Annotated in this window: 22 protein-coding genes; 7 read left to right on the top strand and 15 right to left on the bottom strand. The window is 69.2% G+C overall.

The genetic code is table 11. The features are described 5' to 3' along the window. The first annotated feature begins 17 nt into the window (after positions 1 to 17). From B7P44_RS07725 to B7P44_RS07715, 3 genes are all read left to right on the top strand, one after another. Positions 18 to 842 carry a TetR/AcrR family transcriptional regulator gene (locus tag B7P44_RS07725; protein ID WP_084902493.1) on the top strand — a complete coding sequence of 275 codons (825 nt, stop codon included), beginning with the start codon at positions 18 to 20 and terminating at the stop codon, positions 840 to 842. Positions 843 to 923: 81 nt separating this feature from the next. Further along, positions 924 to 2,678, top strand: a complete 1,755-nt coding sequence (locus B7P44_RS07720; protein WP_084902490.1) for an AMP-binding protein — start codon at positions 924 to 926, stop codon at positions 2,676 to 2,678. Between the two features lie 28 nt (positions 2,679 to 2,706). Further along, positions 2,707 to 3,639, top strand: a complete 933-nt coding sequence (locus B7P44_RS07715) for a DUF1571 domain-containing protein (RefSeq protein WP_084902488.1) — start codon at positions 2,707 to 2,709, stop codon at positions 3,637 to 3,639. Between the two features lie 36 nt (positions 3,640 to 3,675). Here B7P44_RS07715 and B7P44_RS07710 read toward each other — a convergent pair whose 3' ends face one another. Next, positions 3,676 to 3,957: a hypothetical protein gene (locus B7P44_RS07710; RefSeq protein ID WP_084902485.1), complete on the bottom strand. Its 282-nt coding sequence runs from the start codon at positions 3,955 to 3,957 to the stop codon at positions 3,676 to 3,678. A 295-nt stretch (positions 3,958 to 4,252) separates the two neighbouring features. Here B7P44_RS07710 and hfq point away from each other — a divergent pair, with 295 nt between their 5' ends. Continuing rightward, positions 4,253 to 4,801 carry an RNA chaperone Hfq gene (gene hfq, locus B7P44_RS07705; protein WP_084902482.1) on the top strand — a complete coding sequence of 183 codons (549 nt, stop codon included), beginning with the start codon at positions 4,253 to 4,255 and terminating at the stop codon, positions 4,799 to 4,801. Between the two features lie 104 nt (positions 4,802 to 4,905). Here the strand turns inward: hfq and B7P44_RS07700 are convergent, their stop codons facing one another. The 14 genes from B7P44_RS07700 to B7P44_RS07635 all read right to left on the bottom strand — a co-directional run bounded on the left by B7P44_RS07700 (position 4,906) and on the right by B7P44_RS07635 (position 18,762). Beyond that, positions 4,906 to 5,619 (bottom strand): DUF2968 domain-containing protein, encoded by a 714-nt coding sequence (locus B7P44_RS07700; RefSeq protein WP_084902480.1) that lies wholly within the window; start codon positions 5,617 to 5,619, stop codon positions 4,906 to 4,908. A 55-nt stretch (positions 5,620 to 5,674) separates the two neighbouring features. Next, positions 5,675 to 7,066 (bottom strand): sigma 54-interacting transcriptional regulator, encoded by a 1,392-nt coding sequence (locus tag B7P44_RS07695; protein ID WP_084902477.1) that lies wholly within the window; start codon positions 7,064 to 7,066, stop codon positions 5,675 to 5,677. A 15-nt stretch (positions 7,067 to 7,081) separates the two neighbouring features. Continuing rightward, positions 7,082 to 9,076 carry a TadG family pilus assembly protein gene (locus B7P44_RS07690; RefSeq protein ID WP_084902475.1) on the bottom strand — a complete coding sequence of 665 codons (1,995 nt, stop codon included), beginning with the start codon at positions 9,074 to 9,076 and terminating at the stop codon, positions 7,082 to 7,084. 7 nt (positions 9,077 to 9,083) lie between these two features. Then, positions 9,084 to 9,428, bottom strand: a complete 345-nt coding sequence (locus B7P44_RS07685; protein WP_084902472.1) for a DUF3613 domain-containing protein — start codon at positions 9,426 to 9,428, stop codon at positions 9,084 to 9,086. 21 nt (positions 9,429 to 9,449) lie between these two features. After that, positions 9,450 to 10,325 carry a tetratricopeptide repeat protein gene (locus B7P44_RS07680; RefSeq protein WP_084906504.1) on the bottom strand — a complete coding sequence of 292 codons (876 nt, stop codon included), beginning with the start codon at positions 10,323 to 10,325 and terminating at the stop codon, positions 9,450 to 9,452. Between the two features lie 34 nt (positions 10,326 to 10,359). Continuing rightward, positions 10,360 to 11,370: a type II secretion system F family protein gene (locus tag B7P44_RS07675; protein ID WP_084902471.1), complete on the bottom strand. Its 1,011-nt coding sequence runs from the start codon at positions 11,368 to 11,370 to the stop codon at positions 10,360 to 10,362. A gap of 4 nt (positions 11,371 to 11,374) precedes the next feature. After that, a complete protein-coding gene (locus B7P44_RS07670) occupies positions 11,375 to 12,385 on the bottom strand; it encodes a type II secretion system F family protein (protein ID WP_084902468.1) in 1,011 nt (336 codons plus the stop codon). After that, entirely contained in the window at positions 12,378 to 13,745 is a 1,368-nt protein-coding gene (locus B7P44_RS07665) for a TadA family conjugal transfer-associated ATPase (RefSeq protein WP_084902464.1), read from the bottom strand. Before B7P44_RS07665 ends, B7P44_RS07670 begins: the two co-directional genes overlap by 8 nt. A 3-nt stretch (positions 13,746 to 13,748) precedes the next feature. Further along, positions 13,749 to 15,005, bottom strand: a complete 1,257-nt coding sequence (locus B7P44_RS07660) for a fimbrial protein (protein WP_084902461.1) — start codon at positions 15,003 to 15,005, stop codon at positions 13,749 to 13,751. Between the two features lie 45 nt (positions 15,006 to 15,050). Next, a complete protein-coding gene (locus B7P44_RS07655) occupies positions 15,051 to 16,475 on the bottom strand; it encodes a type II and III secretion system protein family protein (protein ID WP_084902459.1) in 1,425 nt (474 codons plus the stop codon). A 47-nt stretch (positions 16,476 to 16,522) separates the two neighbouring features. Beyond that, the gene (gene cpaB, locus B7P44_RS07650; RefSeq protein ID WP_084902456.1) at positions 16,523 to 17,425 is read right to left on the bottom strand and encodes a Flp pilus assembly protein CpaB; all 903 of its coding nucleotides are present in this window, start codon (positions 17,423 to 17,425) and stop codon (positions 16,523 to 16,525) included. A gap of 95 nt (positions 17,426 to 17,520) precedes the next feature. Continuing rightward, entirely contained in the window at positions 17,521 to 17,991 is a 471-nt protein-coding gene (locus tag B7P44_RS07645) for a TadE/TadG family type IV pilus assembly protein (protein ID WP_084902453.1), read from the bottom strand. Further along, complete coding sequence (locus B7P44_RS07640) at positions 17,988 to 18,488, bottom strand: A24 family peptidase (RefSeq protein WP_084902450.1); 501 nt, start codon at positions 18,486 to 18,488, stop codon at positions 17,988 to 17,990. Before B7P44_RS07640 ends, B7P44_RS07645 begins: the two co-directional genes overlap by 4 nt. A gap of 76 nt (positions 18,489 to 18,564) precedes the next feature. Further along, positions 18,565 to 18,762 (bottom strand): Flp family type IVb pilin, encoded by a 198-nt coding sequence (locus B7P44_RS07635; RefSeq protein WP_306170140.1) that lies wholly within the window; start codon positions 18,760 to 18,762, stop codon positions 18,565 to 18,567. 643 nt (positions 18,763 to 19,405) lie between these two features. On the opposite strand from B7P44_RS07635, the gene B7P44_RS07630 reads away from it, so the two are divergent. The 3 genes from B7P44_RS07630 (at position 19,406) to B7P44_RS07620 (ending at position 24,218) form a co-directional block, all read left to right on the top strand. After that, entirely contained in the window at positions 19,406 to 20,998 is a 1,593-nt protein-coding gene (locus B7P44_RS07630) for a collagen-like triple helix repeat-containing protein (protein WP_084902448.1), read from the top strand. Positions 20,999 to 21,041: 43 nt separating this feature from the next. After that, positions 21,042 to 22,391 carry a collagen-like triple helix repeat-containing protein gene (locus B7P44_RS07625; protein WP_084902445.1) on the top strand — a complete coding sequence of 450 codons (1,350 nt, stop codon included), beginning with the start codon at positions 21,042 to 21,044 and terminating at the stop codon, positions 22,389 to 22,391. A 138-nt stretch (positions 22,392 to 22,529) separates the two neighbouring features. Next, a complete protein-coding gene (locus B7P44_RS07620; protein ID WP_084902443.1) occupies positions 22,530 to 24,218 on the top strand; it encodes a ShlB/FhaC/HecB family hemolysin secretion/activation protein in 1,689 nt (562 codons plus the stop codon). Positions 24,219 to 24,312: the final 94 nt, after the last annotated feature.

Raw genomic sequence — 24,312 nt, 5'->3', positions numbered from 1 at the left:
GGCATGGGAGGCGGAACATGGCAGGTGGTCAGGTAGGACGGCCGTCCGTGGGGCGGCCGTCCGGCAACCGGCAAACCGGTGGGACGAAGGCGCGCATCCTCGATGCGGCCGAGGATCTGTTCGTCGAGCACGGCTTCGAGGCAATGTCGATGCGGCAGATCACGTCGCGCGCGGCGGTCAATCTCGCGGCGGTCAACTATCACTTCGGCAGCAAGGAAGCGCTGATTCACGCGATGCTCTCGCGCCGGCTCGATCAGCTCAACCAGGAGCGGCTGCGCATCCTCGATCACTTCGACGCGCAGCTCGGCACGCACGTCACGTGCGAGCACGTGCTCGGCGCGATGTTCATCCCCGCGCTGAAGGCGTCGCGCGATCCGGAGCGCGGCGGCCGCGCGTTCCTGCGGCTGATCGGCCGCGCATACACCGACCCGTCGCCGTTCGTGCGCAACTTCCTGACCGCGCACTATGCGAGCGTCGCGGTCCGCTTCTTCGACGCGTTCCAGCGCGCGCTGCCGAACCTGCCGCGCGCGGAGCTCGGCTGGCGGCTGCACTTCGCGATCGGCGCGCTGTCCGGCGCGCTCGCGGGCGCCGAGACCGAAGGCCTGATCGACGAGTTCACGCAGGGCCGCACGATGAACGACGTGCAGATGATCGCGCGGCTGTCGTCGCTGATCGTCGCCGCGCTGAAGGCGCCGATGCCCGACAGCGCGCAGCTCGCGATCTTCGCGGCGGTGCTCGACGACGCGGGCGCGAACGACCTCGCGTCCGCGGCGCCGCTCGCGCCGGCCGACACGCAGCCCGACACGCAGGCCGACGACACGACGCTGCATCACGCAACCTGACGGCAGCCGCGCGGCTGCGGTTCGCAGCCGTGCCGCATGCCGTCATGCTTTACTTTCGAGATCAAGATCCAGGAGACACCCATGCCCTCTCCCGCAGCGCCGGCCGCCACGCAGACGCCGCCGAACACCGACGGCATCTGGTACGCGTCGTATCCGCCCGGCGTGCCGCACGAGATCGACGTCGCGCGGTACGCGTCGCTCGTGCAGTTCTTCGACGAATGCACGACGCAGTTCGCCGACCGCGTCGCGTACGTGAGCGCCGGCGCGTCGATGACCTATCGCGCGCTCGCGCGGAAGGTCGCGGCATTCGCGTCGTACCTGCAGGGCCTCGGCGTGAAGCCCGGCGACCGCGTCGCGATCATGCTGCCGAACACGTTCCAGTACCCGGTCGCGCTGTTCGGCGCGCTGAAGGCCGGCGCGATCGTCGTCAACGTCAATCCGCTGTACACGGTGCGCGAGCTCGCGCATCAGTTGAAGGACAGCGGCGCGCAAACGATCGTCGTGTTCGAGAACTTCGCGCGCACGCTGCAGGATGCGCTGCCGCAAACGCAGGTGAAGCACGTGGTCGTCACCGCGCTCGGCGACCTGCTCGGCGACGGCCTCAACCTGAAGGGCCGGCTCATCAACTTCGTGCTGAAGCGCGTGAAGAAGCTCGTCCCGGCCTATCACCTGCCGCAGGCCGTGCGGCTGCGCGCGGCGCTCGCGCTCGGCGCGCGCGGCAAGCCGCAGCCCGTGCCGCTGACGCGCGACGATCTCGCGTTCCTGCAGTACACGGGCGGCACGACGGGCGTCGCGAAAGGCGCGATGCTCACGCACGGCAACCTGATCGCGAACCTGCTGCAGGCGAAGGCGTGGATCGCCGACCAGGTGACGGGCGACGTCGAGACGGTGCTCACGCCGCTGCCGCTCTATCACATCTATTCGCTGACCGTGAACGCGTTCATCTTCATGGGCCTCGGCGGGCGCAACATCCTGATCGCGAACCCGCGCGACACCAGGATGGTGATGAAGATCATCCGCCACGAGACCTTCACGGGGATCACAGGCATCAACACGCTGTACAACGCGTTCCTCGACAACGAGGAATTCCGCAACCGCGACTTCTCGAAGCTCAAGCTCGCGATGGCGGGCGGCATGGCGATGCAGCGCGCGGTCGCGGAACGCTTCCAGCAAGTGACGGGCCGGCCGGTGATCGAGGGCTACGGGCTCACCGAATGCTCGCCGATCGTCACGATGAACCCGGTGAACCTGCAGGACATGGCCGCGTTCAGCGGCTCGATCGGCCTGCCCGCGCCGTCGACCGTCGTGCGCCTGCGGCGCGAGGACGGCACCTGGGCCGGCATCGGCGAGCCGGGCGAGCTGTGTGTGCACGGCCCGCAGGTGATGCGCGGCTACTGGCAGCGCCCCGAGGAAACCGCGAAGGTGATCGACGCCGACGGCTGGCTCGGCACCGGCGACGTCGGCGTGATGGACGAGCGCGGCTTCGTGCGCCTGATCGACCGCAAGAAGGACATGATCCTCGTGTCGGGCTTCAACGTGTATCCGAACGAGATCGAGGAAGTGCTGGTGATGCACCCGGGCATCAGCGAGGCCGCCGCAATCGGCATTCCTGACGAAGTGCACGGCGAGCGGATCAAGGTGTTCGTCGTGCGGCGCGACCCGGCGCTGACCGCCGACGACGTGCTCGCGCACTGCCGCAAGAACCTGACCGGCTACAAGATGCCGAAGCTCGTCGAGTTCCGCGATGCGCTGCCGCAGACCAACGTCGGCAAGATCCTGCGCCGCGCGCTGCGCGACGAGGAGCTCGCGAAGCTCAAGGCCGGCAAGCAAGGCTGAATCCACCTCGCCCCGGGAGGCCCAGTCGATGAACGAAGCAATCCACCGGCGCGCGAGGCGGCTCGGCCGGCACGCGGCCGCCGCCGCGCTCGCCGGCGCGCTGGCGCTCGCGCAGCCCGGCGTGCGCGCGCAGCAAGCCGCCGGCGCGGAAGGCGCGGCGCGCGAGACGGCCGCGCTGCCCGCCGACCTCGCGAAAGTGACGCGCGAGCCCGCCGCCCGGCAGGCGCGCTGGCTGCGCACCGCCGCTCAGCAGGGCACGCTCGCGAAGCTCGACGACGCGACGCTCGTCGCGTTGTTCGCCGCGCTCGATCCGCTCGCGGTGCCCGAATACATCCGCAATGGTCCGAACGGCTATCCGTCGTATCAGTTCACGATGGTTCGCCAGGAGCGCATCCGCGGGACATGGCCGGACACGCCCGATCGCATGATCGTCAAGACGACGCGCGACCCGCTGAAGGTCTATGCGAAATGGCAGCCCGACGGCGCGCATGCCGGCCAGGAGATCATCTACGACACGACACAGCGCAGGGACGAGATGTACGGGCACCTCGGCGGCCTGCTCGGCAAGGTGCCGATGTGGACGGCGCTCGACGGCACGCTCGCGCGTGCGCAATCGAATCATCAGGTGAAGGATCTCGGCACCGAGTTCATCGCGAACCTGTACCTGAGCGAGGGGAAGAAGTACCTGGAAGCCGGCGTGGAGCGCCCGACCCATGTGGAAGCGAAGACGGTCGGCGGCGTGCGCGTCGTCGCGCTGACCTACGAGACGCTGACCGGCCGGCCGCAGTTCTATGCGAAGAAGGAGGTGCTGGGGCTCGATCTGCACGAACCCTGGTTCCGGACCGTCGAATCCTATGACAACGACGGGCGGATCTTCGAGCGGATCGTCATCGAGAAGATCGCGCCGGCGTCGTTCGATGAAGCTGCGTTCGACCCGAAGAATCCGGCTTACGCGTTCTGACGCGCGCCGGCGCGGGGGCGCCGGCGCATGCGGCGCTCAATCGTCATCGTCGTCGTGGTGCTTGTGCCAGTGCTTGTAGTAGTGCTTGCGCCACTTGCGGTAGCGGTCGTCATCATCATCGCCGTCGTAGCCGTACCCGTAGCCCGGATACGCGACCACCGCCGGCTGCGGCGCGACATAGACCGGCGCCGGCTCGACATAGACCGGCGCGACCGGCACGCCGATGCCGATCCCGATATCGACGTGACCCGCCATCGCGCTGCCGGACGCCAGCAGCGCGATGCCCCCGACCCACCCTGCCATTCGCCTCTTGTTCATGTTCTGGACCTCTGAGATGCCGGCTCGCCCGGCGTGCGCGAAGAATGTAGCGGAGTGGCGCGCGCTCAGGTGCAACGGCGCTGCGAGAGTCGTAACGCGACGTAACAAAGCGGCGATGGCCGTTTGGCCGAATCGCGGAAACGCCCGGAACCGTCTATAGTGGGTTACGGTTCGACACAATCGTGAGCGCGCGCATCGGGATCGAACAGGGTAGAATCCCGCCAAACACCTTGTGGATTCCACGCCACACACACACGCACAACATACTTCTGACGCAGGCTCCTGCCGCATCTCAATGGCCAATCCCGCAGAATCCCATCCGCAAAACGACTTCATCAATTCCGCGCGCAAGGAACGCAAGCGCGTTGAAATCTATCTCGTCAACGGCATTCGTCTGACGGGATGCATCGAGTCGTTCGACCAGTACCTGGTGATGCTGCGCACCCCCGTGGGTTTGCAAGGCATCTACAAGCGTGCGATTTCCACCATCCAGCTCGACACCGGCGGTTCGCGCCCGGGCGGCGGCGGTCCGCGCGGCCCGCGCCCTGGCGGCGGCGGTGGGCGTCCCGGCGGCCGTGAAGGCGGCGGCCACAGCCCGTACGGCTCGCACGGCGGCTCCCGCGAATCGCGCGGCGAAGGCTACGGTTCGCGTGAGCGCAGCGACTATGGGTCACGCGAACCGCGCGAAAGCTACGGCGCGCCGCGCGAGCCGCGTGAAAGCTACGGCGCCCCGCGCGACACGGGCGACTCGCCCGCCTCCTCCGCGCCGTCGGAATCGCGCGGCAACAACAACGGGCCGGTGATCGTCACCCGCCGCCGCCGGATCGTGCCGGACGGCCAGTAACGGCCAGTAACGGCCAACAAGGCAAAAGGGCAAACCCGCGGGTTTGCCCTTTTTTCTTCATCGCGCCGCCGCGGCACGTCGTCGCATGCCGCGCGCCACTCCGCTCAGCGCACGCGCGGCAAGCCGGCGTCGGCCTCACGCTGCAACGATCGCACCTGCTGCTGCAACGCGCGCAATTGCGCCTGCAGTTCCGCCTGTTGCGCCTGCAGCGCCGCGGTCTCGCTGCGCACCGTCTTCTGGCGATCCGTGACGGCCGCCTGCTGCTCGCGCGCAATCGACAGGTCCGCCTGCAGACGCCGCGCCCGCTCCTGCGCGACTGCGATCTGGCGATCCGTCTGCGCCTTCTGCGATTCGAGCTTCGCCGCGTGCAGTTCGTTGACGGCCAGATGCTCGGCCTGGCGCGAGAAATCGCGGTAGACCGCCTCCGCCCGCACCTCGTTGTAAGTCTTGATCACGCGCCAGAACGCCTTCTGCTGGAACAGCGCGATGAAATACGCACCGTCCTTCACGTTGAACAGCAGGCTCGCGCCGTAGCTGCCGTTGTAGTTCGTGCGCATCTCCGTGAGCGTGTGCGCCTGGATCTGGCGCTGCAGATCGTCCACCGTGCTCGGACCGGTCGTGTCGCCGGCCTGGAGCGGCGTTTGCGCCGGCGCGTCGAGCGCCGGAATCGCCGCGACCGGCGCCGACGCCTCCTGCACCGGCTGCGCGGCCGGGCTCGCGGTGCCGGCCAACCCTTGCGCGTACGCGCCCTGCATGCCTCCGAGCAGCGCGAGCAGCGCGCACGCCCTTCCCAACCCCAACCCCGTCATCTGGCTCATGAAATATTATTCCCGCTCCGAGTCGTTGTAATTCTGCGGCGCATTATCTCATTAATTACTCGCTGTCGCGGGTCTCGGGCTCCTCGTCGAAGATCTGGTATTTGCGCATTTTTTCCCACAGCACCTTGCGGCTGATGCCGAGCTGCTGCGCGGTGTCTTGGCGGCGCCAGCCGTTCGCGTCGAGCGCGACGATCACGCGGCTGCGCTCGCTCATGTCCCACTTGCTGCGATCGACGAACACCTCGGCCACGCTCTCCGCCGGCACCGGCTGCGCGGCGCTGCGCGCATGCGCGACGAGGCGCTGCAGCCGCGCGGCGTCCCAGCCGCCGGTCTGCCGCACCGTCACGCCGACGCGCTCGGCGAGATTGCGCAGCTCGCGCACGTTGCCGGGGAAATAGCTGTCGGCGACGGCGTCCGCGAGCCAGTACGGCAGGTCGGACAGCTGCGCGAGCCGCTCGCCGCCGACCACCTGCGCGACGAACGACTTGAACAGCGCGATCTTGTCGACCGCGCCCCGCTCCTCGAGCGACGGAATGCTCAACTCGATCACCGCGAGCCGGTAATACAGGTCGGCACGGAACAGCCCGTCCTTGACGAGCTGCGGCAGCTTCTTGTTGCTCGCGGCGACGAGGCGGAAATCGACCTTGATCGGCGACGTCGCACCGACGCGCAGCACCGCGCCGTCCTCGAGCACGCGCAGCAGCTTGACCTGCTGGTAGAGCGGCAGGTCGCCGACCTCGTCGAGGAACAGCGTGCCGCCCGCGGCCTGCTCGAAATACCCTTTATGCGCAACAACCGCGCCGGTGAACGAACCCTTCGCGTGCCCGAAGAACAGCGACTCGAACAGGCCGTCCGGAATCGCGCCGCAGTTGACGGGCACGAATTCGCCGAGCCGGTAGCGCGAGTGCTTCTCGTGCAGCAGTTGCGCGATGCGTTCCTTGCCGACGCCGGTTTCGCCGTGCAGCAGCACGTTGGTGTCGCAGTCGGCGAACGTGTCGACTTCGCGCAGCAGCGCCTGCATCGATTCCGAGTGAGCGACGAGCTCGGACGGCTGCAGCGTCTCCGCGGCGTGCGCGCGCAGCTGCGTGACGAGCTTGCCGACCATCCCGCGCAGTTCCGCGCAGGTGAAGTCGAGCGGCAGGATATGCGAATAGTCGGGCGGATACTGCGACGCGTCGTGGTCGCGCGCCGCGCCGACCCAGACGACCGGCATGCCGATGTTGGCCTGCCAGTCGCGCAGGAACGCGGCGCCGGTTTCGATCATCGTCACGCTGATGATCGCCAGCGACGGGCGCATCGCGGCGCGCTCGGGCGACAGTTCCGCGTTGTCGGCGCGGATCACTTCGACGTCGAAGCTCGCCATGCACCGGGCGACGCGGTCGACGATGTCCGCCTTGCCTTCCCAGACGTACAGGTCGAGCTCTTCGATTGCGGGCGTGGTTCTCATTCTTCGGAGGCTTCTTCAGTTGACGAGTTGCGCTGCATTGCAGGTCAGCGAGATCTGATGCACGGTCGCCTGGCCGACCTGGACGCCGAGCAGGCCCAGGATCGGCACGAGCACGGTGTCGAGCGCCGACAGCACGGGCTGCAGCACGAGGCTGCCGATCGCGTTGAGCAGCGGGCCGAGCGGGATCGGGATGCCGAGGATCGTGATCGCGTTCAGGTTGATGTTGCTGAGCGCCGTGCCGAGCGACGCGCCGAGGTTGTTCACGTAGGTGGTCCAGTAGCTGTTCGGGCTCGATGCGGTGGACGGGGGCACCCAGCCGCTGCCGCACGACACCGGATTCGCGAGGCCGGTCGGCGCGTTGCAGAAGTGGTAAGGCGTGGCCGACGGGTAGCCCGCGTACGGCGCGCTCGACGACGTGGTGCCGACGATCTGGAGCACCGGATTCGAGATCGACGCGGTGACCGGCAGGGACTGCGATGTGCTGATGCCCAGCAACGTCGCCGATGCCGTCAGGTTCAGCAGCTGCAACGTGCCCGCGGCCGGACAGCTGCTCACATTGGACAGGTTCAGCGTGCCGGACGGGGGCGCACTGATGCACAGCTTCGCAATGCCCGGCGTCGCGAGGATCGTCGTCGTGCTTGGCGTGGTGGCGGAACCGCACTTCGTCGCCGCGAGGCTCGCCACGGCCGGCCCGCCGACGAGCAGATAGATCGGCAGGTTGATCCCGCTCAGCGACGCGGAAATATTCAGCAATCCGCTCAGGCCCAGCGGACCCAGCAAGGTGCCCGTATCAAGCGAAATGCTCGGCGTCTGCACGTTCAGATACACGCCGATCTGCGCCGACGACGCCTGCGTGCGCCATGTCCCGTTCGGCAGCAGCCCCGCCTCGCCGACCGCGATCGACGGCGGATTCAGCACCTGCAGCTGCAGCGACACGACGTTGAAGCCGGTCGCGCCCAGCGGCAGCGTGACGCCGGTGTTCAGCGACACCGCGTGCCCCTTGTTGTACGCGGCCACCTGCGCCGCCGTCGTCAGCAGGTCGAGCAGGTTGACCTGTGCGTCGGCGCCCGACTGCGGATTGCCGAGACTGATGTTCAACAGCGCGTTGGGCGCGTTGGCGACGACGACGCTCGTGTTGCCGACCCGGGCGCCCGCCAGCTTGCCGAGCGCCGTCGACGCGGCCTGCAGCTGCGCGACGTAGCCCGGGCCGTTGCCGCCGCCGGCCTGCAATGCGCCGACATACGCGCTCAGGTTGCCGATCAGCGTCGGCACCGTCACCGACAGGTCCACGAGCCCGTTCACCGTCCCGGCGCCGAGTGCGGTCGAGATGCCGAGCAGCTTGATGTTCGCGCCCGCGAGCGCCTGATAGTCGGCGAGCGTGAGACTGACGCTCGTCCCGAGCAACGCCGACAGGATGCCGTTGAGCCAGACCGGATCGACGCTCGCGAGCGTCGCGCTGATCGAGAACGTGTCGATCGCGCTTGCGCGCGCGGTCGCGGTGGCCGACATCGTGCCCGGCCCCGCGCCGAGCATCGACAGGACGCCGAGGAACGAATAGCGCATCGTGCGCGTGACCGTCACCTGCGTGGCGTTGAGCTGCGTCATCCCGCTCGCGGCGGGCGCGTAGTACGCCGGCTGGCCCGCGTAGACCTGCGGATCCCAGCGGCCGCAGGTCGCCGCGACCTGGTCTTGCCCGCGCGCGGGCGCGCTCGTCGCCGCCGTGTTCGACGTTTCGTTCGCCCGCGCATTGTTCAGCGCGGCCGTGTTCGCCGCACCGCACGACGTATCGGACGGATCGAGCGACTGCACGGCGGCCAGCGCGGACAGGTCCGCGATCCGCTGCAGGTCGCGCCGCTGGAAGAACAGGCTGCCGATGTCGATCGCGCCCAGCGTCACGAGCGCGACGAGCACCCAGACGGTCGCCAGCACCGACACGGCGCCGCGCTGGCCGCGCATCCGCAGCCGCTCGCGCCCGGCCGGGCGGCATCCGAGGAATCGAACCACGCTCATCGCCGCCTCAATACGATTGCGCCGAGCCCTGTCCGCCGGACGACGCGCCGCCGCCCGAACCCAGCGGCGAGCCCATCGAATCCGGAATCTTGTTCTTGAACGAGTCGAGATAGCGCTGGTACGCGAGCGACGCCGCGTCGCCGAGCATCGGCAGGTCCGGACCGGCCGCCCGGTTGTCGCGCTGCAGCGCGAGCCACGTTTCGGTCGAGCGGCCGATCTCGGCCGCATTAGCGGTGGCATTCCCGGCCGGCTGCTGGCCGTGCGCGCTCGCTGCCGCGCCGAGCAGCGCGACCAGCGCGGCGGCGCGGCGCGCGCGCCTCCGCCGGTCGAGGTTCTTGTCGTTGTCGCTCATGTCGGTCCCCCGAACGTCTTGTCATTGCGCGAACCGCTGCAGCAGCGGCGCGGTCGAATCGAATCCCTGGATGCTCGCGACCGGCGCGCCGCCCTTCGCGGCGCCGCTGCCGGGCATGTCGCCGACGCTGCCCGAGCCGGCGACCGTCGCGGCCGGCGCGGCCACGGGGCGCCGCCACGTGCGCGCGGCCGCGGCAATTCGCGCCGCGTCGTTGCGAATGTCGTTGCGGATCTCCGCGGGCAGCTTCTGCTGGCCCATCAGCTTCTGCGCGTCGCGCGCGTGGCCGGACGCCAGCAGATACAGCGTCACGTTGCTGATGATCTTCGGATTGTTCTGGTCGAGCTCGGCGGCCTTCATCAGCGGCACGCGCGCACCCTGCACGTCGCCGCAGCGCAGCTTCGCGTACGCGAGATCGGACAGCATCGACGCGTCGGTCGGCGTGAGCACCGATGCCTGCGACAACGCCTGCGCGGCGCGCTCGAAATCCCCCGCGGCGCCGGCGATCAGCCCGAGCCCGCGATACCCGCGCGCGGCGAACGGCGTGTTCAGCAATTGCGTGTAGACGGCCGCGCTCGCGGCCGGCTGGTCGGTCATGCGCAGCGCGTCGGCGCGCAGCAGCGTCGACTCAGGCGACGCGCCGTACTGCTTCTCGTACGCGTCGATGTGCGCGAGCGACGCGTAATACAGCCCCTGCGCCTGCATCCGCTCGATCAGGCCGAGATACATGGCGGGCGTATCGGGCGCGGCTTGCTTGCGGCCGGCCGCATCCATCAGCGCGGCGCGCTCCGCCTGCACGCCGACGCCATACCCGCTTTCCTTGAACGACGAACAGGCGGCGAGCAGCCCCGCCAGTGCCGCCACGCCCGCCAGTTTCACGATTCCACCGGTCCGCTTCATCTTCGTTCCTTGCATTCGCCGCATCATCACCGCGTCAGTGCTGCGCCAACGACAGCGCATGCATCACCGAGATCATCCCGGGGCCTGCCGTCACGATCAGCAGCGCCGGCAGCAGCGTGACGATCATGACCCCCGTCATCTTCACCGTCAGGCGGCCGATGCGCTCGCGCAGCATCGCGCGGCGCGCTTCTCGCAGCCGGTCGCCGAACTGCTTGAGCGGCTCCTGCACCGCGCCACCGTGCTTGTCGACCTGGATCATCAGGCGCACGACCGCGCGCAGGTCCTCGTTGTCGAAGCCCGACGCCAGCCGCTGCAGCGATTGCTCGCGCGTGCGTCCGGCCGCGAACTGCCGCTGCGCGATGCCCATCTCCGACGACAGCACCGGCATCATCCCCCTGAAATCGTTCGTCACGACCTGCAGGCTCTGGTCGAGCGACAGGCCGACGCCCTGCAGCAGGCGCAGCATGTCGACCAGGAGCGGCAGCTCGTCGACGACCGCCTGCCGGCGCGCGGCCGCGCGCCGCCGGATGACGATCTTCGGCAGCATGAAGCCCGTGACGAACGCCAGCACGAGACCGAGCACCCAGCGGCCGCCATGCAGGCGCGGCCCGACGAACGCGAGGAACAGCACCGGCGCGACGAGCGCGCCGGCGATCCGCGCGCTCAGGAACAGCCCGCGCGTGCGCGCGTCGACGTAACCGCACTGTTCGAGCAGCCGCCGATCCTCGTCGGCGACGATGTGCCGGCCGAACCCCGTATCGAGCCAGCGGGCGCCGGCCGTCGACATCCGCTCGAGCAGCTGCGCGACGCGCGCGCGCCGCCCGGCGGCGGCCAACGTCTCGCGCTTCGGCGTCGGCGCGGCGCCGTCCGGCGCGGGGCGCGCGCCTGCCGCCGTGAGGGTGGCCGCGCGGCGGTCCAGCGCATCGGCCAGCGCGCGGCGGCTGCGCGACTCCGCACCCGCGCGCCGCAGCGCCAGCCCCGCCAGCAGCAGCACGCCGAGCGCGCCGAGCGCGAGCGCAATCGATCCGAGTTGATTGGGCGTCATCGCATCACCTGAGCCGGGACATCCGGTACAGCCAGGCGCCGCCCGCGATCTGCATGATGAAGGCCAGATACAGGTACGAACGCCCGCTCTCGTCGTTCCACATCGCACTGAGGTAGGAGGGATTCGTCGCGATCACGAAGCCGCCGATCGCGATCGGCAACATCACCAGCACCCAGGCCGACAGCCGCGTCTCCGACGACATCGCCACCAATTCGCGCTCCGCCTGCTCGAGATCGCGCATGAACACCGCCATGCGTTCGAGCATCACGTCGGCGCGGCCGCCGTAGCGCACCGACAGCCGCAGCACCGACCCGACCAGTTCGAACTCACGCGTGTGATACACCTTCGCGATATGCACCATCGCGCGATCGATCTCGACGCCCGTGCGCAGCATCCGCGACACGACGTCGAGACAGCCGCGCAACGGCGCCTCGGTCGTCAGCAGCGCGGCCTGGAACGCGGCCGGCACGCTGTTGCCGAGCGTCACGAGGCGCACGATCCCGTCGAGGAACGACGGCAGTTGCCGGACGATCTGCAGGCGGCGGCGATGAATCCGCGACACGAGCCAGAACGCGAGCAGCGCGAGGCCGGCCGCGAGCGCCGCGACGCCGCCGAGCAGCCCGCCGGTCCGGCCCGCGACCATTGCGACGGCGGCCAGCGCCGCCAGCGCGAGCAGCCCCTTGCCGCGCGCATCCTCGATCCCGGCGCGGCTCGCGAGGTGGTCGAGGTATTCGGCGAGCCGGTCGTGCCAGTGCGCCCAGCGCGACGCGGACGCCGACGCCGGAGCCGTTGCAGCGGCGGCGCGCGCGCCGGTCCCGCCGGACGCGTGCGCCGCCCGTGCGCCCGGCGCGGGCGTCCCCGGCGCCGCGCCCCCCGCGCGCGCGGCCGGCTCGATCCGGCTGTCGATGAAGCGCTGCGCACCCGCGCGAGCGCGCCTGAGCTCGCCGTGCCGCCACAGCAGCAGCGCGGCCGCGACGCAGACGAGCGCCAGCGCGGCGACCATCAGGCTAGACATTGAAGCCTCCGCCGCGGCCGAAGCCGTCGCCGCCGAATCCACCACCGAAGCCGCCGCCCCCGAACCCGCCTCCCGACAGCGTCTGGCGGAAGCGCGCGAGCTTCGGCGAATGCGGATGGATGCCGAGCGATTCCCAGTGGTCGACTTCCTCGCCTTCCGGCGTCACGCGCGCTTCGTAGCGGTACAGCTCCTGCGTCGCGATGATGTTGTCCGACAGCCCCGTGACCTCGGTGATCGACAGGATCCGCCGCCGCCCGTTCGACAGCCGGCCGATCTGCACGATGAAGTCGATCGCGTTCGCGATCTGCCGGCGCAGGCTCGATTCGGTGCCCTGGAACCCGGCGAAGCCGGCCAGCATCTCGAGACGATAAAGGCACTCGCGCGGCGAGCTCGCGTGCACGGTGCCCATCGAGCCGTCGTGCCCGGTGTTCATTGCCTGCAGCATTTCGAGCACTTCGCCGCCGCGCACTTCGCCGACGATGATGCGGTCCGGCCGCATCCGCAGCGTGTTGCGCAGCAGGTCGCGGATCGTCACGACGCCGGTGCCGTCGAAGCCGCCCGGCCGGCTCTCGAGCCGCACCACGTGCGGGTGGTTCAGCGACAGCTCGGCCGTGTCCTCGATCGTGACGACGCGCTCGGGCTCGGGAATGTGGAACGCGAGCGCGTTGAGCAACGACGTCTTGCCGGAGCTCGTGCCGCCCGACACGAGGATGTTGCAGCGCGCCTCCACCGCGGCCTCGAGCAGCGCGCCGAGCTCCTCGTTGAAGGTGCTGTTGGCGAGCAGGTCGGACGGCTTCAGCGGGTCCTTGCGGAACTTGCGGATCGACACCACCGGCCCGTCGATCGACAGCGGCTCGATCACGACGTTCACGCGCCCGCCGTCCGGCAGCCGCGCGTCGACCATCGGATTCGATTCGTCGAGGCGGCGGCCGATCGGCGCGAGGATGCGCCGCACGATCCGCAGCAGGTGCGCGTTGTCGGTGAAGCGCACAGGCAGCTTCGCCAGCACGCCGTGGCGCGACACGTAGATGTCGTTGTAGCCGTTGATGAGGATGTCCTCGACGTGCGGATCGGCGAGCAGGTCCTCGATCGGCCCGAAGCCGGCGAGCTCCTTCGTCAGCGCCTCCGCGATCGTGCGCACCTCGTTCTCGTTGAGCGGGATGCGGCGCAGGCGCACGAAGCTGTCGATCTCCAGGTCGACGAACTGGTTGATCGCCTGCCGCGACCAGCGGCCGAATTCGGCGCCCAGCTCCTCGATCCGCGTGAGCAGATGCTCGTGCGCGGCATTCTTGATGTCGTGGAATTGCTGCGTCTGGGAGAACGGCGCGGCGCCGTCGGCGAATTGAATGTCGTGTGCCATCGCTTACGATCGCCTGGACGAAGGGTGAATGAAGCGCTTGAGCGCGGAAAGTCCCGCCGCGGCGCGCGGTGCGGCGGCGGCGCCCGCCAGCCGCTCGGCGAGCGGCTCGAGCGCGCGCACGTACGGGTCGCGCTCCGCCGTGTCGACGATGAGCCGGCCCTGGTTCGCCGCCTGGCCGATCGGCACGCGGCGCGCGGGTAGCGTCGCCAGCAGCGCGATCCCGAGCCGGTCGGCGATCTGGGTCGGCGTCAGGCTGAGCGCCGGGTCGTACTGGTTGACGACGAGCCGCAGCTTGCCGCTGTCGACGCCCGCATCACGCAGCCCCTCGAGCAGGTCGACCGACGACACGATCGACGCGACGCCCTGGTCGCAGACGAGCCACGCCTCGTCGGACGCCGCCGCGATCTGCGCGACGAAATCCCGGTTCGAGAACCCGCCGAGATCGACGATCTGCTGGTCGAAGAACGCGCGCAGCCGGTTCAGCAGGCCGACGCACGACGCGTACGACACCTCGCGCAGGTCGGCGAGGTTCGGCGGCAGCGTCGTCAGCGCGACGCCGCTCGCATGGCGGGTCAGCGCGGTGTTGACGAACGTGCGGTCGATGCGGCGCAGGTTGCGCACGGCCTCGACGAAGTGGAACTCGCAGCGCGTGTTGAGGAACAGCGCGCTGTCGCCCGCGGGCAGCCCGAGGTCGGCGAGCGCCGTCTGCCGGCCGTGCGACGCGCAGTCGGCCGGGCCCGCTGCCCCGCGCTTGTGCAGCCAGACCGACAGGTTCGCGGCCAGCGTGCTCACGCCCATCCCGGCGCGCGCGCCGAGCAGCGCGACCAGCTTGCCGTGACGGTTCGCCGGCTCGCTGCCGTCCGCGTGCTCGAGCAGCCCGCGCGTGATGCGCAGCGCGTCTTCCGCGGCGCCGGACACGTCGATGAAGTCGCGCACGCCCGCGCGCAACGCGGCGAGCGCGCTTTCCGGTTCGGCGAGCGTGCCGAGCGCGACGACCGGCAGCCCCGGATGCGCGACGCGCACCGCGGCGGCCGCCGCGCTCGCCGCCGCCTGCGCGCCGGAGAAGTCGATGAAGACGATCGCGGGATTGAGCCCCGCGATGCGCTGCGCGAGCGCGCCCGGGTCGAGCGGCGCGGCTTCCACCGCGCCGGCCGGCACCAGCGTCTCGCCGAGCCAGCCGATATGCCGGTCGTGCTGCGACGCGCATACGAAGTAGTCGGTCACGGCGGGCTCAGCCAACGAATGGGTTCTCGCGTTCATGTGGGACATCCCCCGTCAGATAGCGCGCGACGACACGCCCCGCGTTCATTTCGAAAACCCCGGCGCCGCGTCGGGCGATGCGATGCCGCCGAGGTACGACCGCCACACCGGGCCGTCGCGCTGCTCGGACAGCTCGCCCGGCGTGGCCGGCAGCGAGGCGCCCTTCGCGATCGGCGCGACGAGGTGCGGCGTCACGATGATGACCAGCTCCTTGTCGTTCTGCTGATAGTTGAGCGTCTTGAAGAACGCGCCGATGATCGGCAAGTCGCCGAGGACCGGCACCTTGTTGACGTTCGACATCGTCTCGCGATCGATCAGGCCGCCGATCACGAAGCTCTCGCCGTCGCCGAGCTCGACCGTCGTGTCGGCGCGGCGCGTCGTGATCGCGGGCACCGCGACGCTGTTGATCGTCACCCCGTGCAGGAAATCGAGCTGGCTCGATTCCGGCGCGACCTTCAGCGCGATGCGGCGCGGGCTCAACACGGTCGGCGTGAGCGTGAGGCCGACGCCGTACTGCTTCCACTGGATCGCCGTCGAGCCGAGTGCCTGCGGCACCGGCACCGGGATCTCGCCGCCCGCGAGGAAGCTCGCGCTCTGGCCGGACAGCGCGACGAGCGTCGGCTGCGCGAGCACCCGCGCAAGATTGTTCGCTTCGAGAATCGACAGGTTCGCGAAGATGCCGCGGCCGGCCGAGTTCGCGACGAGGTTGAACGCGGATGCGACCGGAATGCCGGCCGTCGCCTGGAAGGCGGATGTCGCGGCGCCGGTGATCGACTGCAGGCCGCCCGCGGCAAACGAACCGAACGCAAAGCCGTTGCTCTGCTTGAAGAAGTTCAGCCCGGCCTCCTTCAGCACCGAGCGGCTGAATTCGACGACGCGCACGTCGACCTGCACGGTGTTCCGGCCGCCGACCGTCGACGTGTCGATCACCGCGCCGCCCTTGCCGCCCGTTCCGTTCGCGCCGCCGCCGCGCTTGCCGGTCGCGCCCCCGCTCCCCACGCCCCAGTTTGCGCCGGCTGCCGCGCCGCTCCTGTCGGCCATGTGCTGGCCGATCGCGGCGGCGCGCTCGTGCACATCGAGCGACGCCGCCGAACCGGACAGCACCGCGACGTCGCCATACGCCTTCACGTCGGGCGTCGAGCTGTCGAGCACCGCATGCGCGGCCGCGTCGACGACGTTGACGTTCCACACCGTCGGCTCGTCGCGGCCGCGCTCCCACAGCATCACGTTCGTCGAACCGGGCGCCTTCGCGACCAGCAGCACGGCGCCGGCGCGGCTGCCCTTCATGATCAGCACGTCGGCCACCGACGGATCGCCGACCGCCACCCGCTGCAGCGCGCGCCCGGCGGCGATCTGCCGTTGCGAGCCGACGGCGAGATCGATCGATGCGCCGGCGCCGGCCGCCGCGGCCAGCGTCGCGCATGTCAGGGTCCAGATGGCAATCGCGAATGCAATCAGTGTGTTCTTCATTGTGTCGCTGCTTTCGATGACCGTGCGGGTTGTCGTTCAGGAGTTGTTCAATAGGCGACCGTCTCGGCCCGCCCGCCGCGAATCACTTCGATGCCGCCGCCCGGGCGCGCCACGACCGGGGCGCGCGGCGCGGCCGGCTCGCGTGACGCGCCGCGCGCGCGCGACGCGGACAGCTCGTCGAGCGCGACGCCCGTGGCCGCCACCGCCGACGGCCCGAGCTCGCCCATCGTCCGTATCGCGACGGTCTGCGCGGCGATATCGTCATCGTGCGGATTGCGCAGCGCGAGCGTCAGGCGGCCGTTCGCGTCGGCCAGCGTCAGCGAGTCGACCTGCGCGGTCGGCACCGCGAGCACCGCCGTGCGCGCCATGCTCGTCGCTCCCGCCGCGCCGTCGCGATCGGGCGTCGCGTCGCCGAACGCCAGCACGCGCACCTTCGACAGCAGCAGGCGCGCCTGCGTACGCGGAATTTCCGAGCCGGTCTGGCCGCCTGCGCCGCCCTCGCGCTTCAGGTTCAGGAACACGTCGACGAAGTTGCCGGGCCGCAGCCGGTTGCCGACCGCACTCGTTTCATCCACCCTGACCGCGACCGCCCGCTCGCCGGGCGCCACCTGGTCCGCGAGCCCCGACGTCAGCCCGGCCGCGAGCACGGGCGACGCGTCGAGGATGTCGTTCGCCGGCACGCGGCCGACGAGCGCCTCCGGATCGCTGAATGCGCCCGCCGGCAACACCGGCGCCTGCACGATCTTCAGCCCGTCTGCGGTGATCGCCTGCCCGGCCGGCAGCAGGCGCGCGGCGACGACGAGCGGCACCGTCCTCGCCACCGCGGCCGGCGCCACGACCGGCGCCGGCGGATGGGCCGGACCGCGCCCGAGCATCCACGCATAGATGCCCAGCAATACTGCGATCGCAATCAGCAGGCCGGCGATGATTTTGGTCAGGTTGTTCGCCATGGTGAGTGTCGGGTGCCGTCAGTGATGTTGTCGTGTCGGTTGGGTCGAAGTGCCGATCAGGGTTCACGCATCGGGATCGCGTCGCGCATGCTGCGTCACAGGATGGTCGCCGGATTGATCTGCACGGTCGCCGTGCTCGTCAGCGCGCTCGGCAACACGAGGCCGAGCAGCGGCAGCGACGGCACCAGCGGATATTGCGCATACGGGTAGGTCACCATGACCGTCACGCAGTACATCGACGCGTCGTAGCTGCACGACGCCGACGACGGCGCCGGCACCACGACGTTCGGCAGCCAGCGGGTCAGGTTCTGCGCGGCCCTGCGGGCTGCACTCGCGCGGTCCTGCAGCGCCTGCGCCCCCTGGCCGTTCGCCTCGGGCACGTAGTTCAGCGCCGCCCGCGCACCTTCGGTCGCGGCCAGCGTCAGGTTCTGCTGGATCGCGAAGATCAGCCCGTACGACACGAGCGCGTAAAAGATCACGAAGAACAGCGGGAACACGAGCGCGAACTCGACCGCCGTCGCGCCCCGCTGGCGCCGCCATGCGCGCGGCTGCCGCTGCGTCGTCATTGCACGCTCCCCGATACGACGAGCTGCGCGAGCCACCCTGCCGCCGGCGCCACGAGGCAAGCGGCATACGGCGTCGCGCGCCGGCCGCCCAATGTCATCGCGGGCGCGCCGCGCCGCCGCAACGCGCCGATCGACGTGTTCGACATCGCCATCAGCGCAAGCGCATGCACGCCGGCCGTGATGCTCGCGACCGCCCACAACCAGAACAGCGCATGCACGCCGCACCATGCGCCGAGCACCGCGAATACCTTCACGTCCGCTGCGCCCATGACGCGAAAGGCGAAAAAGGGGAAAAGGCTGACTGCCCCGACCAGCATGCCGATCAATGCCTGCCTCGGGAAAATGCCGAATGGATTTGCGTGCGCGAATGTGCTTGCGAATCCCGCAATCAATCCCGCGACGACCAGCGTATTCGGTACGCGTCGAAAGCGGATATCGCCGAGTGCGACGAGCATCGCCCAGGCGAAAAAAATACCGATGCTGAACAGGAGTGCCATGTCGAAACCGGACGCGCGTGCGACAACGAGCGAGTCGCAATCGCGACTCGCTTGCCACGACTACCGAACGCAGCGATCAGCCCGCGGCGGTTGCCAGCTGGTTGTAGATGTTGGTGAACACCAGACCCAGTCGAGTGCCGATATCCGTGACGCTCGTCATGATGGCAACAGCAATCAGACCCGCGATCAGACCATATTCGATCGCGGTCACCCCGTCTTCCTCCTTGAGGAAGCGAATCATCATTGCTTTCATTTTATTTCCTCGTGCCTGTATGTTTGTTTCTCTGGCCGCTTATGCGAAGGTTGGGTCCCCGCATATTCGGCCTCGCTCCGCGTCGTTTGCCACACCTGCTGCGACAAAGACCGGATGCCCATTCTTTATAGCGCGTCTTGCATGACGCGGATCATCATTTGATGCAAGTTAACATTCGCGCCATTGATCCTCCTCGAACGTCTGTACCGAATCGTACAAAACTTACACCCGCCACGGATCTTATCTCCGATCCCTTTTAATTTCCAACCTCTTTTAACAATCCTGATCGAAAAATCGACGCGTAGCACACCCTATTTGTACGGTGTTTCGGTACGTCTTACACATAGGATTTACGATAGGTTAGATGTGCACATCTAATCCACCTATAAAACAGCACGACCGTTCCCGCCCTCCTGTCCCCGCACGTTACGTCGTTCGCGTAACGCCAATGATGTGACGTTACGTTACGAACCGGATGAAATCGTTCCCAGTTCCGGCCGCTCAAACAATTTCAACAATCTTTCAGTTCACGCAAGTCCTTTTCCGATAAGGAAATACCCCGTTTAAAACCCATCGTCTAACCGGCAATCGCCGAAATGGCACGCCAGTTGCAGAGTAGTCCGCGCACCACTCAACACAACATCAGTTTTAATGCGAGGACGAAATGGACATTCAGGTAATCCCTCATGGCACGCTCCGGACGACTCTGATCACGGCCACCGTGGCAGCCATGCTTTCCCTCTCCGCCTGCGGCGGCTCCGGTTCGATCAGCAAGGGCCTCGGCGGCTCGAATTCGAGCGGCGGCAGCGATTCGATTTCCACGTCCGGCGGCGGCACGTCGGGCTCGACGAGCGGCACGTCGGGCAGCACGAGCGGCAGCACCAGCGGTTCGACGAGTGGTAGCACCAGCGGCAGCACCAGTGGCACGACCAGCGGAACGAGCGGCACGTCGGGCGTGTCGTCGAATGCGGTTGGCAACGTGCTCGCCAGCAGCAGCAACATCGTGACCGGCGTCGGTTCGACCGTGTCGGGTCTCGGCACCGTGGTCGGCAGCCAGACGCTGCCGGGCGTCAACCCGCAGACGACGCAGTCGGCCGGCGGCATCGTGCAAAGCGTCGGCGGCGCGGTGACTGCGCTCGGCAATGGCATCGGCAACGGTCTCGGCCAGCTCGGCGCAACCAGCAATCCGGTCGGCGTCACGGTGGCCAGCACCGGCGGCGTGGTCAATCAGCTCGGCAACGCGGTCACGCAGACCGGCAACCTCGTCACGAGCCTCGGCAGCGGCCCGCTGTCGCCGCTCGCCCCCGTGACCGGCGCGGTCGGCGGCCTCGTATCGACGGTCGGCAACACCGTCGCGAACGGCGGCAACACGCTCACCAACGCCCTGTCGACCGGCCCGATCCAGCAAGTCACGCAGACCGTCAGCTCCGTGATCACGCCGATCACGACGATGGTCGGCAACACGACCCAGACGATCGGCACTGCGACCGGCCTCGGCGCGCCGGTCAACACGCTGCTCGGCACGCTCGGCAACGGCCTGAACCAGGCCGGCGCAATGATCGCGTCGACGGGCGGCAACCCGGTCACGACCGGCCTGGGCAACACCACCTCCACGACGGGCAATACCGTGAAGGCGGTCGGCGGGCTGCTGACCGGCGGCAGCGGCGGCGTCACCAACCCGCTCGCGCCGATCACGGGCATCGTGTCGACCGTCACCGGCGCGCTCGGTGGCGCAGCGGGCGGCGCCGGCAGCCCGCTCGCACCGGTCACGGGTCTCGTCTCGACCGTCACCGGCGCGCTCGGCGGCGCCGCGGGCAGTGCCGGCGGCGCCAGCCCGCTCGCACCGGTCACCGGCCTCGTCTCGACCGTCACCGGCGCGCTCGGCGGCGCAGCGGGCAGTGCCGGCGGCGCGAGCCCGCTCGCACCGGTCACCGGCCTCGTCTCGACCGTCACCGGCGCGCTCGGCGGCGCAGCGGGCAGTGCCGGCGGCGCGAGCCCGCTCGCACCGGTCACCGGCCTCGTCTCGACCGTCACCGGCGCGCTCGGCGGCGCAACGAGCGGTGCCAGCGGCGCCAGCCCGCTCGCACCGGTCACGGGGGCGCTGAACACGGTCACCGGCGCGGTCGGCGGCGCGACGTCGGGTGCACCGGCGCTGGCCGGCGGCACCGGCGCAGTGACGGGCTCGGGCACGTCGTCGAATCCGCTCGCCCCCGTCACGTCGCTGATCGGCGGCCTGCTCGGCGGCATCCACAAGTAAATCCGCTCGTTCCATTCATCGACAAGACTGCGAGGAGTCAACCATGTCCCAGCAACGTACTCTCACGTCGGCCGCGCTGCGCCAATGGCGCGTTCCCCTCACCGCGTTCGCCGCGGCCTGCCTGCTCGCCGCCTGTGGCGGCAACGGCGTGAGCGCGCCGCCGGCCAGCGCCAACGGCGCCACCACGAGCGGCGCGAACAACCCCAGCACGAGCGGCACCAGCAGCGGATCGACGGGCACCAAGGGCGTCGTCAGCACCCTCGGCCAGACGACCTCGGATCTCGGCAGCACGATCGGCAACGTGAGCGTGCCGGGCCTCGGCAACGGCGTGACGCAAGGCCTCGGCAGCACGGTGGCGAGCACGGGCACGATCCTCGGCGCAGCGGAAAACGCCGTCAGCAACGGGCTCGGCCAGATCGGCTCCACGCAGAATCCGGTGGGCACGACGGTGGCCGGCCTCGGCAACGTCGTCGGTGCGACGAGCAACACCGTGTCCGGGCTGAGCGCGACGGTCAAGGCGCTCGGCACCGGCCCGCTGGCGCCGCTCGCGCCGGTCACGACCCCGGTCGGCACGGTGCTCGACACGGTCGCCAACGGCCTCGGCGCCGCCGGCAACACGATCGGCTCGACGCTGTCGTCGGGCCCCGTGCAGCAGGTGACGCAGCCGCTCAGCTCGGCGATCACGCCGCTCGTCATCACGGCCGGCCAGCTCACGCAGCAGGTCGGCACGACGACGGGCCTCGGCCAGCCGGTTTCCGGCCTGCTCGGCCAGGTCGGCGGCGCGATCAGCTCGGCCGGCCAGCAGGTCGCGGGCTCGTCGAGCCAGCCGCTCGTCGGCGACGTCGGTCAGCTCGTCACCTCGGTCGGCAACACCGTGACCAACGCCGGCGGCCTCGTCAATCCGAACGGTCCGAACGGCGCCGCGCCGATCCCCGGCCTGATCACGAGCCTCGTCGGCGGTTCGACGGCCACCGTTCAGGGCGGCTCGCCGGGCGGCACGGCATCGGGTTCGACCAACCCGCTCGGCGGAGTGTTGTCGGGTCTTGGCTCGACGCCCCTCGGCCCGCTCACGGGCGCGCTCGGCGGTGCAACGTCGGGGGGCGCGAGCAATCCGCTCGCACCGGTCACGGGTCTCGTGTCGACCGTCACCGGCGCGCTCGGCGGCGCGGCGGGCGGCACGGGCAGTACAAACCCTCTCGCGCCTGTTACGGGTTTGCTGAATACTGTCACGGGCGCGGCAGGCAGCGCGGCGAGCACCGGGGGACTGTCGAGCCCGCTCGCACCGATCACGTCGCTGGCCGGTGGCGCGACGGGATCGACGTCGGGCGGATCGACCGGCCTGCTTGCGCCGGTCACGGGGTTGCTGGGCACGCTGGGCGGCGTCGGCAAATAAGGACACCTGCGCGTTCGCGGCCGGAGCGCACGCGCAGTCGTTCCGATCGAAACCGGCAAGGCGGCATACCACGCGCGGCGCCATCGGCGCCGCGTGCGGACATTAAAAGACGACAAGCAAGGCCTACGAGGTACAACAATGAAATCCAGACGCGATAAATGGATGATGCTGCTCGCCATCACGGCGGCGGCAGGCGCGGCACATGCGCAGACGCGCATCGCCGGCAACCCGGTCGACTCGCTCCCCCAGATCAATGCGCCGAAGAAAGGGCCGAACGTGACCGTGCAGGTCGCGCCCCAGGCGCCGCAATTGCAGGAACTCCTCTCGCGCCACCTGACGCCGACCACGTTCCAGGTCGAAGGCGTCAAGTCGGTGCCGTTCGAGGAAATCTCGCGCCGGTTCACGCCGCTCGTCGGCAAGGACATCACGATCGGCGAGCTGATCGAGACCGCCAACGGCGTGACGAAGCTTTACCAGGATCGCGGCTACGCGCTGTCGTTCGCGTTCATCCCCGCGCAGACCTTCGAGAACGGCGTCGTGCACGTGACCGTCGTCGAGGGCTATGTCGCGGACGTGAAGGTCACCGGCAAGCCCGGCGCGATGGAATCGAAGATCCGCGCGATCGCCGCGCACATCACGGCCGATCGTCCGCTGCGCCGCGCGACGTTCGAGCGCTACGTGAACACGTTCGGCCTGCTGCCCGGCGTGTCGGTGAAGGCCAACGTGCCGCCGCCGCAGAGCACCGACGGCGCGACGACGCTCGAACTGAACGTCGACCGCAAGCCGTTCAACATCGGCACCGGGATCGACTTCAACCATCCCGGCGTGCAAGGCCTCATCACCGCGACCGAAAACGGCCTCACGTCGTTCGGCGAGCAGCTGAGCATCTCCGCGCTGGCGCCGCCGGGGCGAGACAAGCAGACCTACTTCGCGTTCAGCGGCGCGGTGCCTGTCGGCAGCAGCGGCCTCGTCACGCGCCTCGACGCCAGCACGTACCGCGGCAAGCCGGCCGACAACCCTGGCCTGCCGTCGTACGTGCAACGCACGGTGAAAAACGAAAAGCTGGGTCTTTCGGCATCCTATCCGTTACTGCTGAACAACCAGCGCAGCCTGCTCGGTACCGTGTCCGGCTATGCGTCGCACAACGAGGATCGCTATCAGAACCAGATCACCGGGGCGACGCTCGACAACCGGACGCAGGTCCGGGTGCTGCAGATGCAGCTCGACTACACGAGCGTGAGCCCTGCGCAGGTGCGAAAGCTGAGTGTGAACGTCGCGAAGGGCTTCGACATTCTCGGCGCGTCGAAATCGCAGGACATCAGCGTCGGCAATACCACGACCTCGGTGCCGAGCCCGATTTCGCTGACCTTCGTGCGCACCGGCGCGACGTTCACGCAGACCAACGAATGGCCGTTCCGGATCGGCACGTCGGTCTCGCTGACGGGCCAGTACAGCCCCGAATCGCTGCCGACGTCCGAGCAGATCTCGTTCGGCGCGCAGCGCTACGCGCTCGGCTATCAACCGGGCGAGACGTCGGGCGATTCCGGATGGAGCATGTCGCTCGAGGTCAATCGCGCGTTCTCGCCCGGCTGGACGTACCTGAAGACGATCACGCCTTACATCGCGTACGACATGGCGCGCGTCTACCTGCATGCCGGCACGCCGTCGCCGAACCGGCTGTCGTCGTTCGGCATCGGCGTGCGGCTGACCGACAGCCGCTACTACAGCATCGACCTGTCCGTCGCGAAACCGGTCGGCGACGCGCCGCTCGAGAGCGCATCACGCAGCCCGCGCGTGAACGCATCCTTCTCGTACCAGCTCAATTGATTGCGCCCCGCACGGCCCGCCGCGCGGGGCGTTTCGATTAGAGCCCCCTCTATCAAACGCAGCGCCTGGTTTCACGTATTCTGCCGGAAGCTCG

Source organism: Burkholderia ubonensis subsp. mesacidophila, from assembly GCF_002097715.1.
GTDB lineage: Bacteria > Pseudomonadota > Gammaproteobacteria > Burkholderiales > Burkholderiaceae > Burkholderia > Burkholderia mesacidophila.
Note: the sequence above shows the minus strand (reverse complement) of the source record. Positions and strands in the feature narration are given on the sequence as shown.

Coding starts and splice junctions, on each gene's coding strand:
- cpaB (WP_084902456.1), bottom strand. CDS start 17,425: ATGGCGAACAACCTGACCAAAATCATCGCCGGCCTGCTGATTGCGATC.
- B7P44_RS07630 (WP_084902448.1), top strand. CDS start 19,406: ATGGACATTCAGGTAATCCCTCATGGCACGCTCCGGACGACTCTGATC.
- hfq (WP_084902482.1), top strand. CDS start 4,253: ATGGCCAATCCCGCAGAATCCCATCCGCAAAACGACTTCATCAATTCC.
- B7P44_RS07655 (WP_084902459.1), bottom strand. CDS start 16,475: ATGAAGAACACACTGATTGCATTCGCGATTGCCATCTGGACCCTGACA.
- B7P44_RS07665 (WP_084902464.1), bottom strand. CDS start 13,745: ATGGCACACGACATTCAATTCGCCGACGGCGCCGCGCCGTTCTCCCAG.
- B7P44_RS07625 (WP_084902445.1), top strand. CDS start 21,042: ATGTCCCAGCAACGTACTCTCACGTCGGCCGCGCTGCGCCAATGGCGC.
- B7P44_RS07715 (WP_084902488.1), top strand. CDS start 2,707: ATGAACGAAGCAATCCACCGGCGCGCGAGGCGGCTCGGCCGGCACGCG.
- B7P44_RS07640 (WP_084902450.1), bottom strand. CDS start 18,488: ATGGCACTCCTGTTCAGCATCGGTATTTTTTTCGCCTGGGCGATGCTC.
- B7P44_RS07720 (WP_084902490.1), top strand. CDS start 924: ATGCCCTCTCCCGCAGCGCCGGCCGCCACGCAGACGCCGCCGAACACC.
- B7P44_RS07660 (WP_084902461.1), bottom strand. CDS start 15,005: ATGAACGCGAGAACCCATTCGTTGGCTGAGCCCGCCGTGACCGACTAC.
- B7P44_RS07725 (WP_084902493.1), top strand. CDS start 18: ATGGCAGGTGGTCAGGTAGGACGGCCGTCCGTGGGGCGGCCGTCCGGC.
- B7P44_RS07685 (WP_084902472.1), bottom strand. CDS start 9,428: ATGAGCGACAACGACAAGAACCTCGACCGGCGGAGGCGCGCGCGCCGC.
- B7P44_RS07645 (WP_084902453.1), bottom strand. CDS start 17,991: ATGACGACGCAGCGGCAGCCGCGCGCATGGCGGCGCCAGCGGGGCGCG.
- B7P44_RS07700 (WP_084902480.1), bottom strand. CDS start 5,619: ATGAGCCAGATGACGGGGTTGGGGTTGGGAAGGGCGTGCGCGCTGCTC.
- B7P44_RS07620 (WP_084902443.1), top strand. CDS start 22,530: ATGAAATCCAGACGCGATAAATGGATGATGCTGCTCGCCATCACGGCG.
- B7P44_RS07675 (WP_084902471.1), bottom strand. CDS start 11,370: ATGACGCCCAATCAACTCGGATCGATTGCGCTCGCGCTCGGCGCGCTC.
- B7P44_RS07680 (WP_084906504.1), bottom strand. CDS start 10,325: ATGAAGCGGACCGGTGGAATCGTGAAACTGGCGGGCGTGGCGGCACTG.
- B7P44_RS07670 (WP_084902468.1), bottom strand. CDS start 12,385: ATGTCTAGCCTGATGGTCGCCGCGCTGGCGCTCGTCTGCGTCGCGGCC.
- B7P44_RS07695 (WP_084902477.1), bottom strand. CDS start 7,066: ATGAGAACCACGCCCGCAATCGAAGAGCTCGACCTGTACGTCTGGGAA.
- B7P44_RS07710 (WP_084902485.1), bottom strand. CDS start 3,957: ATGAACAAGAGGCGAATGGCAGGGTGGGTCGGGGGCATCGCGCTGCTG.
- B7P44_RS07690 (WP_084902475.1), bottom strand. CDS start 9,076: ATGAGCGTGGTTCGATTCCTCGGATGCCGCCCGGCCGGGCGCGAGCGG.